Source organism: Achromobacter sp. (genome assembly GCF_057314935.1).
The window spans coordinates 1-12,919 of the sequence record NZ_DBHKZA010000002.1; the positions used below are offsets into that span (position 1 = coordinate 1).

12 protein-coding genes are annotated in these 12,919 nt (G+C 68.2%); all 12 read left to right on the forward strand.

Annotated elements, in window-relative coordinates; all coding sequences use genetic code 11:
• The first annotated feature begins 167 nt into the window (after positions 1-167).
• The 12 genes from ACO6D5_RS00765 to ACO6D5_RS00820 all read left to right on the forward strand — a co-directional run bounded on the left by ACO6D5_RS00765 (position 168) and on the right by ACO6D5_RS00820 (position 12,908).
• On the forward strand, positions 168-899 hold the full coding sequence (locus ACO6D5_RS00765; protein WP_485824342.1) for a FadR/GntR family transcriptional regulator: 732 nt from the start codon (positions 168-170) through the stop codon (positions 897-899).
• Positions 900-1,115: 216 nt separating this feature from the next.
• Positions 1,116-2,621, forward strand: coding sequence for an ABC transporter substrate-binding protein (locus ACO6D5_RS00770; protein WP_485824343.1), 1,506 nt, complete (start codon positions 1,116-1,118; stop codon positions 2,619-2,621).
• Positions 2,622-2,729: 108 nt separating this feature from the next.
• Positions 2,730-3,647: an ABC transporter permease gene (locus tag ACO6D5_RS00775; RefSeq protein ID WP_485824344.1), complete on the forward strand. Its 918-nt coding sequence runs from the start codon at positions 2,730-2,732 to the stop codon at positions 3,645-3,647.
• Positions 3,644-4,513 carry an ABC transporter permease gene (locus ACO6D5_RS00780; RefSeq protein WP_485824345.1) on the forward strand — a complete coding sequence of 290 codons (870 nt, stop codon included), beginning with the start codon at positions 3,644-3,646 and terminating at the stop codon, positions 4,511-4,513. The genes ACO6D5_RS00775 and ACO6D5_RS00780 overlap by 4 nt, the downstream gene beginning before the upstream one ends.
• 4 nt (positions 4,514-4,517) lie before the next feature.
• Positions 4,518-5,516: an ABC transporter ATP-binding protein gene (locus ACO6D5_RS00785; protein ID WP_485824346.1), complete on the forward strand. Its 999-nt coding sequence runs from the start codon at positions 4,518-4,520 to the stop codon at positions 5,514-5,516.
• Positions 5,513-6,316 (forward strand): ATP-binding cassette domain-containing protein, encoded by an 804-nt coding sequence (locus tag ACO6D5_RS00790; protein WP_485824347.1) that lies wholly within the window; start codon positions 5,513-5,515, stop codon positions 6,314-6,316. Before ACO6D5_RS00785 ends, ACO6D5_RS00790 begins: the two co-directional genes overlap by 4 nt.
• Positions 6,313-7,443 (forward strand): lactonase family protein, encoded by a 1,131-nt coding sequence (locus ACO6D5_RS00795; protein WP_485824348.1) that lies wholly within the window; start codon positions 6,313-6,315, stop codon positions 7,441-7,443. Before ACO6D5_RS00790 ends, ACO6D5_RS00795 begins: the two co-directional genes overlap by 4 nt.
• Positions 7,444-7,510: 67 nt before the next feature.
• On the forward strand, positions 7,511-8,506 hold the full coding sequence (locus ACO6D5_RS00800) for a TRAP transporter substrate-binding protein (RefSeq protein WP_485824349.1): 996 nt from the start codon (positions 7,511-7,513) through the stop codon (positions 8,504-8,506).
• Entirely contained in the window at positions 8,506-8,985 is a 480-nt protein-coding gene (locus ACO6D5_RS00805) for a TRAP transporter small permease (protein WP_315847279.1), read from the forward strand. Before ACO6D5_RS00800 ends, ACO6D5_RS00805 begins: the two co-directional genes overlap by 1 nt.
• Before the next feature lie 4 nt (positions 8,986-8,989).
• Entirely contained in the window at positions 8,990-10,273 is a 1,284-nt protein-coding gene (locus ACO6D5_RS00810) for a TRAP transporter large permease (protein WP_485824350.1), read from the forward strand.
• Positions 10,270-11,199 carry an HpcH/HpaI aldolase/citrate lyase family protein gene (locus tag ACO6D5_RS00815; RefSeq protein ID WP_485824351.1) on the forward strand — a complete coding sequence of 310 codons (930 nt, stop codon included), beginning with the start codon at positions 10,270-10,272 and terminating at the stop codon, positions 11,197-11,199. Before ACO6D5_RS00810 ends, ACO6D5_RS00815 begins: the two co-directional genes overlap by 4 nt.
• Complete coding sequence (locus ACO6D5_RS00820) at positions 11,196-12,908, forward strand: thiamine pyrophosphate-binding protein (protein ID WP_485824352.1); 1,713 nt, start codon at positions 11,196-11,198, stop codon at positions 12,906-12,908. Before ACO6D5_RS00815 ends, ACO6D5_RS00820 begins: the two co-directional genes overlap by 4 nt.
• Positions 12,909-12,919: the final 11 nt, after the last annotated feature.

The window sequence follows — 12,919 nt, forward strand, 5'->3', positions numbered from 1 at the left end:
TTCCCGATTCCCAAGCGGAATTCCCTCCGGTACATTTCGTCCAGTGGCCTGACCACTGGACCATCAGGCACCTGAACACGATTCCCGCGTCCCGTCGCCCCTGCACAAGACACGAGCGCCCCAGACCCATTACGCTCTACCCCCCGAACACTCCATCCCACGCCACAATGACTTCCCTTCAGGCCGTAGCCTCGACCCGCCTCTACCGCATGATTGCCGACCAGATCGCCGCGCGTATCAAGGCGGGCGATTTCCCGGCGGGCGGCAGATTGCCCGCCGAGCGCGAACTGGCCGAGCAACTGCAAGTCAGCCGGGCGTCGGTGCGCGAGGCCCTGATTGCGCTGGAAATCGAAGGCTATGTGGATGTGCGCGTGGGCACCGGCGTGTTCGTGTGCCCGCCGCGCGAAGACGGCAACTATCAGGACGCGCCCCAGCCCCCCGCCGCAGACAGTGTGGAAGCGACCGACATCGGCCCCTTCGACCTGCTGGAAACGCGTCTGCTGATCGAACCGGAATGCGCCGCGCTGGCCGCGCAGAAGGCGTCGCCCGCGCAGATCGCGGCGATCCGCGCAGCGCACGAAGGCATGTCGCTGACCGAATCTCCCAGCGTGCACGACCGCGCCTTCCACAGCGCCATCGGCGCCGCCTGCGGCAACGCGGCCCTGGCCGCGGCCATCTCGCACATCTGGCACCTCAGCACGCTTAGCCCGGTGTTCCACCGGCTGGAAGAGCACTTCGTGACCACCAAGGTGTGGAGCGAAGCGCAGAAAGAACACGAGCGCATCCTCGCGGCCATTGTCGACCGCGATCCCATCCGCGCGCGCCACGCCATGCACGACCACCTGGTCGGCATCCTGGCGCGCCTGCGGGAAGACTTCGGCAACGTTGGGATCCGATGATTTGATGACCCGCTAAGCCCCCGGCCTGGCGCCCCAGGCCCCTTCCCTTACCGACCGTGCATGCACCGCCGGCGCGAACAGCGCCGCCTGCGGCAAGGGGAGCGGCTTGCCCGCGATTTCGCACGACCCTGCAGTCCCGCTGTCCCGCTGTCCCGCTGTCCCGCAAGACCCGTAAGACCCGTACGTCAAATACCTAAAACATATCAAGGTGAAAACATGCAGCTGACCCGTACCGTGAAGCTAGTGAGCGCGGCGCTATTGGCGCTAGGCGCCCACGCCGCCCAGGCCAACAAGGCTGACAACTCCCTCAACATCGCCTTCGACGCGGCGCCCGCCACGCTGGACGCCTACAAGGAATCGGACCGTCCCGGCCTGGCGCTGGCGCGCATGGTCTTCTCGGGGTTGCTGCAAAAGAACCAGGACACGGGCGAATTCGGCCCGGCCATCGCCACAGGCTACAAGTTCGTCGACGACACCACCATCGAACTGCCCATCCGCCGCGACGTGAAATTCCACGACGGATCGCTGCTGACCATCGACGACGTGCTGTACACGCTGAACCTGGTGTCGTCAGACGCCTACAAGGCCCGCTTCCAGAACCAGGTCGCGTGGATCGCCAAGGCGGAAAAGGCCGGCGACGACACCGTGCGCATCAAGATGAAGACGCCCTACCCGCTGGCGCTGGAAATGCTGTCTGAGAACCTGCCGATCTATCCGCGGAAATATTACGAGGCCAACCAGTCCGACATGGGCGCCAAGCCCATCGGCACCGGGCCCTACCGCCTGACCGACAGCCAGCCCGGCAGCCGTTACGTGTACGAACGCTTCGATGACTACTTCGGCTCCAAGCCGGCCGTGCAAAAGCTGGTGGTGCGCGTGCTGCCCGACGCCAACACCCAGTACGCCGAACTGCTGTCGGGCGGCCTGGACTGGATCTGGCGTGTGCCGCCGGACGTGGCCCGCCGCATGGAGAAGACGCCGACCGTCACGGTCAAGAGCAGCAGCATCATGCGCATCAGCTATATCTCGCTGAACCCGCGTTTCGACGACGGCAAGTCGCCGCTGGCCAAGCAGGAAGTGCGCCAGGCCATCAACTACGCCATCGACCGCGAAGCGATCCGCAAAGCCCTGGTGGGCGGCGCGTCCAAGGTCATCAACGCGGCCTGCAACCCGGCCCAGTTCGGTTGCGCCGCCGACGTACAGGCCTACAAGTTCGACCCGGCCCGCGCCAAGCAATTGCTGGCGTCCGCCGGCTACCCCAACGGCATCACGCTGGACCTGGTCATTTCGGCGCCGCCGCGCAGCATCCTGGACGCGGCCGCCGCCCAGATGGCGCAGGCCGGCATCAAGCTGAACCTGGTCGAACAGCAGTACGGCACCGCCATGACCAACTGGCGCGACGGCAAGATCGCCATGCTGTCGTCCAACTGGGGTTCGTACGGCATCGCGGACGCGGCGCTGTCCACCAGCAACTTCTTCCGCGGCGGTCCGGACGACCAGGCCCGCAACCCCGAGGTCATCAAGTATCTGGAAGCGGCCGACACGTCGGTTGACCGCGAGCTGCGCGCCAAGAACTACGCGGCCGCGCAGAAGATCGTGGCCGACCAGGCGTACTGGGTGCCGCTGTGGAACCACTCGCTGAACGCCGTGCAGGCCAAGGACCTGAACTTCTCGGTCGACGGCGACGAGTTCCCGCGTTTCTACAAGGCCTCCTGGAACTGATCCGGACGGCCGACGCGCCGCTTGATTGCCTGTCCGGCCGGGGCGCTTCGGCGTCCCGGCCGGGCGGCGCGCGCCGGTGCGCTGGCGCACCGCAACAAAGGTTGACCCATGATTGCATTCCTGTTTCGCCGCTTGCTGGTCGCCGCCTTGCTGGTGGTGTTCGTGTCGCTGATCAGCTTCTCGCTGGTGTTCGCCTCCGGCAACCCGGCGGCGCGCCTGGCCGGTGAAGGCAGCGCGGCCGACGCCGCCCGCCTGTCGGCGCAGCACGGCTTTTCCGACCCGATCCTGGTGCAGTATGGCCGTTGGCTCGCCGGGGTCGTGCACGGCGATTTCGGCGACAGCCTGTACTTCAGCCGCCCGGTGGCCGAACTGCTGAGCCAGCACTTCCCCGCCACCGCAAAACTCGGCTTGGCCGCGATGGCGTTCGCGCTGCTGCTGGCGATTCCGCTGGGCGTGCTGGCGGGATTGCGCAAGGGCTCGCTCGCCGACCGCGCCACCATGCTGCTGTCTGCCTGCGCGCAGGCGATGCCGCCGTTCTGCCTGGCGTTCCTGCTGATCATCGTCTTCAGCGTGCGCAACCAATGGCTGCCGGCCTCGGGGTTCGACAGCTGGAAGCACTACGTGATGCCCGTCGTCGCACTGGGGCTTTTCGCGATGCCCGCGATGCTGCGCCTGATGAAATCCGAGATGGAGACCGTGCTGGCCACCGACTACATCCGCACCGCCCGCGCCATGGGCCTGGCAGGCCCCAGCGTGGTCTTGAAGTACGCGCTGCGCAACGCCTTGCGGCCGCTGGTGTCGCTGGCCGCCGCGCAGATGGGCACCTTGCTGGCCGGCTCCGTCGTCATCGAAACCGTGTTCGCCATCAATGGCGCCGGGCTGCTGGCCTGGACGTCCATCCTGCGCGGCGACTTCCCCACGATGCAGGCGCTGATCCTGATCTTCGCGCTGATCTACATCGTCCTGACCCTGGCCGCCGACCTGATCAACGGTTGGCTGGACCCCCGCGTGCGAGCCGCCTCATGAGCACTGTTCTGTTTTCCTCCCTGCCCGCCGCGCCGCGCGGCGACCGCCTGGCCCGCGCCGGCCGCGGCTTCGGCCTGGCCGTGCTGGCATTGCTGGTGCTGGCCGGCCTGATCGGCCCCTACCTGATTGCGCATGACCCGTACTCGCAAGACCTGCTGGCCCGGCTGCAAGAGCCCGTCTGGGGCGAAGGCGGCGACTGGAACCACATCCTGGGCACCGACCAGCTGGGCCGCGACGTGCTGGCCCGCGCCCTGTACGGCGTGCGCGTCTCGGCGCTGATCGGCCTGTCGGTCGCCCTGATGGGCGGACTGATCGGCACGACGCTGGGCGTCGTGGCCGGCTACTTCGGCGGCGCCGTGGACCGCGTCGTGTCGTTCCTGATCACCGCGCGCCTGGCGCTGCCGATCATCCTGGTGGCGCTGGCCGTAGTGTCGGTGGTGGGCGCGTCCCTGACTGTGGTGGTGCTGGTGCTGGGCCTGCTGCTGTGGGAGCGCTACGCGCTGGTCGCGCGCACCATGGCCGCAGGCCTGCGCAACGCCGAATTCGTCACCGCGTCGCGCCTGCAAGGCTGCACGCATCTGCAGATCATCTGGCGCGACATCCTGCCCAACCTGGTCGGCAACCTGCTCATCATCGGCACGGTGGACGCCGCCATGGCGATCACGCTGGAAGCCTCGCTGTCGTTCCTGGGCCTGGGCGTGCCGGCCCCGATGCCGTCGCTGGGCCTGATGATCGCCGAGGGCAAGGAAAACATGCTGTTCCAGCCGTCCCTGGTGGTGATCCCCAGCATCGTGCTGTTCGTGCTGGTCCTGTGCGTGAACCGCGCGGGCGAGACGCTGCGCGCCATCCAAATGAAGAAGGGCTGACGCCATGACGCCGACCGGCTCCCCCCTCCTGCAGGTCCAGGGCCTGCACATCGACATCCACACCCCCACGCACACCAAGCACGTCGTGCGCGCGGTGGACTTCAGCCTGGAACGCGGCAAGACGCTATGCATCGTCGGCGAGTCGGGCTGCGGCAAATCCTTGACGGCCCTGGCGCTGCTGGATCTGCTGCCTGCCGCCGCGCGCCGTCGCGTGGCGACGCTGGAATTCGCCGGCCAGGACCTGTCCCGGCTTAAGCCGCGCGACCTGGCGGCGCTGCGCGGCGCGCGCATCGCGATGATCTTCCAGGATCCCATGACGTCGCTGAATCCGGTGTTTCCGATCGGCACGCAGCTGGTCGACGTGCTGCGCCGGCACAAGCGCGTCAGCCGCCGGCAAGCCGTCGAGCGCGCCGAATACCTGCTGCGCCGGGTCGGCATCACCAACCCGCAAGACCGCATGAAGCAGTTTCCCTTTGAGTTGTCGGGCGGCCTGCGCCAGCGCGTGATGATCGCCATGGCGCTGATGTGCGGGCCGGAACTGCTGATCGCCGACGAACCCACCACGGCGCTGGACGTGACGGTGCAGGCCGATCTGCTGGACCTGCTGCGCGACATCCAGACGGAATTCGGCTTGGGGATGGTGTTCATTTCCCACGACATGGGGCTGGTCGCGCGCGTCGCCGACCACGTCATCGTCATGTACGCGGGCGACATCGTCGAAGGCGGCAGCGTGCGCGAGGTACTGGAGCATCCCAGCCATCCCTATACCGCCATGCTGCTGAACTGCATTCCCCAGCCCGGCCGCACCGCGCCGCACTCTGACCTGCCCACCATTGCCGGCGCCGTGCCGTCGCTGGATACGGCCATCCGGGGATGCGCGTTCCGCGAGCGCTGCCCGGTGGCCGAAGCGCGTTGCGCGCAGCCCATCACCGCGCGCGTGCAGGGCGGGCACCGTTGCCTCTGCGTCAAACCCGGCGCCATGCGTCTTGGAGCCCCGGCATGAAACCGACACCCGCCAGCATCAGCCTGAACGGCCTGTGCTTCCAGTATGGCCGCGCCAGCCTTTTGTCGCGCCGCCCCGCGCCGCGCATCCTGCACGACATCGACCTGCATGTGCCCGCCGGCCAGACCATCGGCCTGGTCGGCGAGTCCGGCAGCGGCAAGTCCACGATCGCCAAACTGATGCTGGGCCTGCTGGCCCCGACCCAGGGCCAGGCGCTGCTGGACGGCCAGCCGCTGGTCGCCATGCCGGCGCGCGCCCGAGCCCGCCGCATCCAGATGGTGTTCCAGGACCCGTACTCCTCGCTGAACCCGCGCCGCACCATCAACGAGATCCTGACCGCGCCGCTGCGGGTCCATGGCATGGGCGACGCGTCCGCTCAAGCCGCGGCCGTGCGCCGGATGATGGACGCCGTGGGATTGGTGCCGGCATTCGCGGCCCGCTATCCGCGCGAGCTCTCGGGCGGGCAGCGCCAGCGCGTGGCCATCGCCCGCGCGCTGATGCTGGAGCCCCAGTTGCTGATCTGCGACGAGCCCACGTCCGCGCTGGACGTCTCCGTGCAGGCGCAGATCCTGAACCTGCTGATGCAATTGCAGCGCGAACGCGGCCTGGGCTATCTGTTCATCAGCCACAACCTGGCGGTCGTGCAGCACATCGCTGACAAGATCGTGGTGCTGCAAGGCGGCCGCGTGGTCGAACGCGGCGACGCGGACCAGGTGTATTTCTCGCCCGCCCACCCCTATACGCGGCAGTTGATCGGCGCCACGCTGGCCGTGCCGCAAGTCCAGGAGCTGGCGGCATGACCCCGACGCCCCACTTCCTGCTGGTCGGCAACGACGAGAAAGTCACCTGGGACGACGGCCGCATCCGCTTCCTGGCGCCGGGGCGCGACACGCTCAGCATCTTCGATGCCGCAGCCAGTCCTGCCGCGCCCGTGCTGGTCGCGACCCTGCCTCTGCCCAATTCGCTGTTCGGCCCGCCGGTCAACCTGGCCGTGACCCCGGATCAGCGGCTGGCGTTGATTGCCGACTCCATGGCCTGGGCAGAACGCGCCGACGGCGCCGGGTGGCAGCCGGCCCCCGGCCGCGACCTGCACGTGATCGATCTGGCCACCAGTCCGCCGGCCTTGGCGCAAACGCTGCAGATCGGCTTGCAGCCGTCCGGCCTGTCGATCAACCGCGCGGGCACGCTTGCATTGGTCGCCAACAAGGCCGGCCGCTCCGTGTCCGTTTTGAAGATCGCCGATGGCCGGGTCGAAGCCTGCGGCGACGTGGACGTGGGCACGCCCGTCGTCGCCGTCTCGTTTTCCGCCGACGGCCGCCGCGCCTTTGTCGTCAAGACCGACACGCACCGCCTGGGCGTGCTGCACATCGATGAAAGCGGACCCGCCCCGCGCGTCACGCATGACCCGGCCGAAGACCTGACCACCGGTCTGGTGCCCTTCAATCTCGTCGTGTCGCCGGACGGCGCGCTGGCGCTGGTGGTGGACATGGGCAGCCCGACGGCGTCGGACGGCCATGCGGATTCCGTCAGCGTGGTCGACCTGCTTGCCACCCCGCCCCGCGTCATCGACCGCGTGATGGTCGAAGACGGCCCCGAGGGCATCGCGATCAGCCCCGACGGCCGTCATGCCGCCGTCGCCATCGTGCAGGGGTCGAACAACCCGTCTTCCGAATGGTTCCACCATCCACGCGGCCAGATCGTGCTGTTGCGCATCGATGGCCAACGCGTCACGCGCGCGGGCGCGGTCGAGGTCGGCGCGCTGCCCGAGGGCGTGGCGTTCAGCCCCGACAGCCGCTACCTGTACGTGGGCAATTTCCTGGATGCGACGCTCCAGGTGCTGGCCGTGGGCGACGACGGCCTGACCGACACGGGCGCCCGCATCCCTTTGCCCGGCCACCCCGCATCCATGCGGGCGCAATCCTACTGAGCGGGGCCGCCCCCCGCCGCCGATCTCCCCCTTATCCATCCCCTACTTTCGCATCCGGAGCTATCCCATGATCCACGCCACTAAGAAACTCAACGCCCTGCTCGGCGGCGCCCTGCTCGCCATGGCGGGCCTGGCGCCACTGTCCGCCCACGCGTTGGACATCAAGCTGGGCCACGTGCTGGCCCCCAGCCACAGCTGGAACAAGGCGGCCGAGGGCTTCGCCGCCGAGGTCAAGGAAAAGACCGCGGGCCGCGTCAACTTCATCCTGTTCCCCAGCGGCCAGCTGGGCAACGAGAAAACCATGCTGGAAGGCCTTCAGATCGGCAGCCAGGGCGCGGCCATCATCGGCTCGGGTTCCCTGCAACCGATCGAACCCAAGTTCGGCGTGGTGGAACTGCCCTATACGTGGTCGACCTCGCAGCAAGCCTACAAGGCATTTGACGGCGAACTGGGCGAGGCCCTGGCCAAGCTGGCCGACAAGAAGAACCTGACCATCATTTCCTGGTGGGAAAACGGCTTTCGCCACGTGACCAACAACCGCGGCCCCGTCGCCAAGCCCGCCGACCTGACCGGGCTGAAGACCCGCGTCACGCCCGACAAGATGCGCCTGGACACCTTCACCGCGCTGGGCGCCAACCCCGCCCCGCTGGCGTTCGGCGAGCTGTATTCGGCGTTGCAGCAAAAGGTGTTCGACGCCCAGGAAAATCCGCTGTCCATCATCTACACCTCGTCGTTCTTCGAAGTGCAGAAGTACCTGTCGCTGACCGGCCACGTCTGGGGCCCGGCCAACCTGATCATCTCCAAGCCGGTCTGGAACCGCCTCTCGGCCGACGACAAGAAGATCGTGCAAGCCGCCGCGGACAAATGGCGCGACGCCCAGCGCAAGATGATCACCGACGGCGACCAGCAGTTCGTGGCGCAGCTCAAAGAGAAAGGCATGCAGGTCAACGAGGTCGACAAGACCGCGTTCGCCGCCGCCGTGCAGCCGGTCTGGAAGACTTATTCGGTCACCTACGGCCCCGAGCTGATGGCGATCGTGCAGAAGTACCGCGAGGCCCAGTAATGCTGAACCGACTGTCCGCCATCCTGTCGGGCATCAGCAAGGCCTTCGCCGCCCTGGCGGTGGCCTTGCTGGCGATCCTGATCACTTATGTGGTGTTCGCCCGCTTCGTCACGCACACCACGCCCCATTGGGCCGAGGAACTGCCGCGTCTGGTGCTGGTGTGGTCCGCCTTCATCGGCGGGGTCGCCTGCAGCTACGAGCGGTCGCACCTGATGGCCGGCCTGCTGCCCTTCGTGGTGCGCAGCCCGCGCGTGCTGAACGTGTTCGAGCGCATCAACCAGGCGCTGGTCATCGTCGGGCTGGTCGCGCTGGGCTACGCCGGCTGGCAACTGGCCGAGCTGACGATGGACCAGACGCTGCCCGCGCTGGACGTGTCCGCCGGCACGGTCTACCTGGCGCTGCCGTTCGCCTGCGCCATCACCGTGGTGGTGCATCTGGCGCAACTGTTCTCTCCCGCCCCCGCCGCGGCAAAGGAATAACAAGATGTCTTCGGGTGCAATTTTCCTGATGGGCGTGTTCACGATCACGGTGCTGATCGACATGCCCATCGCCTTCGGCCTGGTGCTGTCCTGCCTGGCCTATCTGGCGATCTACGACTCCGCGCCCATGATGGTCGCGGCGCAGCAGTACGTCGTGGGGCTGGACAGCTTCACGCTGCTGGCGATCCCGCTCTTCATCCTGGCCGCCCAGTTGATGAACGGCGCGGGCCTCACCCAGCGCATCGTGCGCCTGTGCGCCGCCATCGTCGGCGACATCAAGGGCGGCCTGGCGGTCGTGGCCGTGCTGGCCTGCCTGATGTTCGGGGCGCTGTCCGGGTCCGGCGTAGCCGACGTAGTGGCCATCGGCAGCCTGCTGCTGCCGGCGATGGCGCGCAGCGGCTACGACAAGGGCTTTTCCTGCGCGCTGGTCGGCAGCGCCGGCGCCACCTCCACCATCATCCCGCCCAGCATCGTGCTGATCGTGTACGGCACCATCACCGACACCTCGGTGGGCAAGCTGTTCGTGGCCGGCATCATCCCGGGCATCCTGCTGGGCCTGTCGCTGATCGGCGTGGCCATCTGGCAGTCGCGCAAGCACAACTGGGCCGGCGGCCAGCCGTTCTCGTGGGGCGAGCTGCGCGCCGCGGCCATCGACGCCCTGCCGGCGCTGATGGTGCCGGTGCTGATCATCGGCGGCATCCGCTTCGGCATCTTCACCGCCACCGAAGCCGCCTCCAGCGCCATCGTCTACGCCTTGCTGATCGGCTTCTTCTGGTACCGCACGCTCAGCCTGAAGTCACTGTGGGACAACCTGAAGTCCACCGGCGAAAGCAGCGCGTCCATCCTGCTGATCATCGGCGCCTCGGGCCTGTTCGCCTGGGTGCTGGTGGCCGAACAGGTGCCGCAGGCGCTGTCCACCCTGCTGGTGGAATGGACCGACAGCAAGACCGCCGTGCTGCTGGTGCTGACGGTGGTCCTGCTGCTGCTGGGCACGTTCATGGAGGCGATTCCGGTCATCATCATCGTGGCCCCCGTCGTGATGCCCGTGCTGGCACACTACAACATCGACCCGGTGCATTTCGGCATCCTGCTGTCCATCAACATGGCGATCGGCGCCAATACGCCGCCGGTCGGCGTCGACCTGATGGCCGCATGCAAGATCGGCGGCATCAACATGATGCAGACCTTGCGTCCGCTGTCGTGGATGATGCTGGCGATGACCGCCGTCATGCTGCTGCTGACCTTTGTCCCTGAACTGGTGCTGTTCCTGCCGAGGCACGTGCAATGACCCACTCCCCCTCTCACCGCCGCCCCGCGGCGCTGCGCCGCAGCTGGATGTTCGTGCCGGGCCTGGACGCCGCCGCCCAGGCCGCGGGCCTGGCCAGCGGCACCGATGCGCTGGTCGCCGACCTGGAGGAATTCACCGCCAAGGTCGAACGCCCGGCGGCGCGCCCGCGCATCGCCGCCCTGTTTGCCGAATGCCGCGCCCAGGGCGTGGTGGCGGCCGTGCGCATCAACAAGCTGGAAGACGATGGCATGGCCGACCTGCGCGGCGTGATGCCGGGCGCACCGGATGCGGTGTTCCTGCCGCATGCCGAAAGCGCCGCCCAGATCGCCGCGCTGGACCAGGCCATCACCGCCCTTGAAGCCGAACTGGGCCTGCCGCCCGGCAGCACCGAGATCGTGCCGACGCTGGAGTCGGCGCTGGGTCTGGTGCGCGCCTACGACATCCTGACCGCCAGCCCGCGCGTGTCCGCCTGCCTGCTGGCCGCCGAGGACCTGACGGCCAGCCTGGGCGCCGAACGCGGCAAGGACGGCATCGAACTGCACGCCGTGCGCGCCCGCTTCCTGGTGGACTGCACCGCGGCCGGCTGCGTGCCGATCGACTGCCCGTTCAATTACCGCGACCTGCCCGCGCTGGAAACCGACCTGCGCTGGGCGCGCCGCCTGGGCCTGAAGTCCAAGTGCGCGACCGTGGCCGAACAGGTGCCGCTGATCCATGCGGTGTTCACGCCGGCCGCCGACGAGATCGACGCCGCCCGCGACTGCGTGGCCCGTTTCGACGCCCAGCGCGCCGGGCGCCACGATGCCGAACGCATCGATCCCCCCGTTTACAACACCGCGCGCCGCCTGCTGGCGCGCCACGACCAATTCGAACGATGGGCCGCCGAGCGCCGTGCGCAGGCCGTCCCGCAACAAGGAGACTCCGCATGACGTCAGCCGCTTTACCCGAACGCAATGGCGGTCAGATCCTGATGCAGCAATTGCGCATCCATGGCGCGCGCCGCGTATTCATGATTCCCGGCGAAAGCTATCTGCCCTGCATCGACGCCCTGAACGAGCACACCGATGCCATCGAGCCGATCGTCTGCCGCCAGGAGAGCGGCGCGGCCTATATGGCCGAAGCCTACGGCAAGCTGACCGGCGAGCCCGGCATCTGCTTCGTGACGCGCGGCCCGGGCGCCACCAACGCCAGCATCGGCGTGCACACCGCCTACCAGGACTCCACGCCGATGATCCTGTTCGTGGGCCAGGTCGGCAACGACTTCATGGAGCGCGAAGCGTTCCAGGAAATCGACTACCGCCGCATGTTCGGCCAGATGGCCAAGTGGGTCGCGCAGATCGACCGCACCGACCGCATCCCCGAATACATTTCCCGCGCCTTCGCGGTGGCCACCAGCGGCCGCCCCGGCCCGGTCGTGCTGGCGCTGCCGGAAGACACGTTGTGGGGCACCGCCCGCGTGGCGGATCTGCCGCGCTACCCGCGCGTGCACAGCCACCCCGGCGCCGCCGACCTGGCCCGCATGACGCAGTTGCTGGATGCGGCGGAACGCCCCTTCCTGCTGCTGGGCGGCAACGGCTGGCATCAGACCGCCATCGACCAGATCGCCGGCTTCGCCGAGCGCTTCGAACTGCCGGTCGGCACCGCCTGGCGCCGCCTGGAATGTTTTGACCAGCGCCATCCCAACGCCGCCGGCCACGTGGGCTGGGCCATGACGCCCGCGCTGCGCCAACGCCTGCGCGACGCCGATCTGGTGCTGGCCGTGGGCACCCGCCTGGGCGAAGCCACCACCGAGGGCTATACCGTCATTGAAAGCCCGCTGCCGCGCCAGAAGCTGATTCACGTCTACCCCGACGCCGCCGAGCTGGGCCGCGTGTTCTCGCCCACGCAGGCCATCGTGGCCGACGTCGCCAGCTTTGCCGCCAGCGTCGCCACGCTGGCCTCCGGCCACGCCGCGCCGCGCGGCGACACCGTGCGCGCCGCGCACCAGGAACTCACCGACAGCCTGGCGCCGCTGCCGTCGCCAGGCCCCATGAGCCTGGACGCGGCCGCCGCCTATGTCGACGCGCACATTCCCGCCGACGCCTGCATCACCGTGGGCGCGGGCAACTACGCGCTCTACCCGCACCGCTACCGCCGCTACGCGGGCCCGGGCACCAGCCTGACCCCCACCGTCGGCTCGATGGGCTACGGCCTGCCGGCCGCCATTTCCGCCAAGCTGGAAGACCGCGCGCGCACCGTCGTCTGCTATGCCGGCGACGGCTGCTTCCAGATGAACATGCAGGAGCTCGGCGTGGCCCTGCAGTACAAGCTGGGCGTGGTGGTGCTGGTGTTCAACAACGGCATCTGGGGCACCATCCGCGCCCACCAGGAACGCGAATTCCCCGCGCGCACGATCGCGCTGGGCTTCGAGAACCCGGACTTCACGCAGATCATCCGCGGCTACGGCGGCTATGGCGAAGCCGTCGAGAACACGGCCGACTTCGGTCCCGCCTTCGAACGCGCGCTGGCCTTCGCCCAGGAACACAGCTTGCCCGCGCTGCTTGAAATCCGCTACGACGCCAACGGCATCGCGCCGGGCGAAACGCTGATGGGCATCCGCGAAGCCGCCCAGGCCCGCATCGCCCGCAGCGGACATTGAACCAGGACATA

What these genes read in the sequence shown, in the direction of transcription:
- ACO6D5_RS00765 (WP_485824342.1), top strand. Translation starts at nt 168, where the DNA reads ATGACTTCCCTTCAGGCCGTAGCCTCGACCCGCCTCTACCGCATGATT.
- ACO6D5_RS00770 (WP_485824343.1), top strand. Translation starts at nt 1,116, where the DNA reads ATGCAGCTGACCCGTACCGTGAAGCTAGTGAGCGCGGCGCTATTGGCG.
- ACO6D5_RS00775 (WP_485824344.1), top strand. Translation starts at nt 2,730, where the DNA reads ATGATTGCATTCCTGTTTCGCCGCTTGCTGGTCGCCGCCTTGCTGGTG.
- ACO6D5_RS00780 (WP_485824345.1), top strand. Translation starts at nt 3,644, where the DNA reads ATGAGCACTGTTCTGTTTTCCTCCCTGCCCGCCGCGCCGCGCGGCGAC.
- ACO6D5_RS00785 (WP_485824346.1), top strand. Translation starts at nt 4,518, where the DNA reads ATGACGCCGACCGGCTCCCCCCTCCTGCAGGTCCAGGGCCTGCACATC.
- ACO6D5_RS00790 (WP_485824347.1), top strand. Translation starts at nt 5,513, where the DNA reads ATGAAACCGACACCCGCCAGCATCAGCCTGAACGGCCTGTGCTTCCAG.
- ACO6D5_RS00795 (WP_485824348.1), top strand. Translation starts at nt 6,313, where the DNA reads ATGACCCCGACGCCCCACTTCCTGCTGGTCGGCAACGACGAGAAAGTC.
- ACO6D5_RS00800 (WP_485824349.1), top strand. Translation starts at nt 7,511, where the DNA reads ATGATCCACGCCACTAAGAAACTCAACGCCCTGCTCGGCGGCGCCCTG.
- ACO6D5_RS00805 (WP_315847279.1), top strand. Translation starts at nt 8,506, where the DNA reads ATGCTGAACCGACTGTCCGCCATCCTGTCGGGCATCAGCAAGGCCTTC.
- ACO6D5_RS00810 (WP_485824350.1), top strand. Translation starts at nt 8,990, where the DNA reads ATGTCTTCGGGTGCAATTTTCCTGATGGGCGTGTTCACGATCACGGTG.
- ACO6D5_RS00815 (WP_485824351.1), top strand. Translation starts at nt 10,270, where the DNA reads ATGACCCACTCCCCCTCTCACCGCCGCCCCGCGGCGCTGCGCCGCAGC.
- ACO6D5_RS00820 (WP_485824352.1), top strand. Translation starts at nt 11,196, where the DNA reads ATGACGTCAGCCGCTTTACCCGAACGCAATGGCGGTCAGATCCTGATG.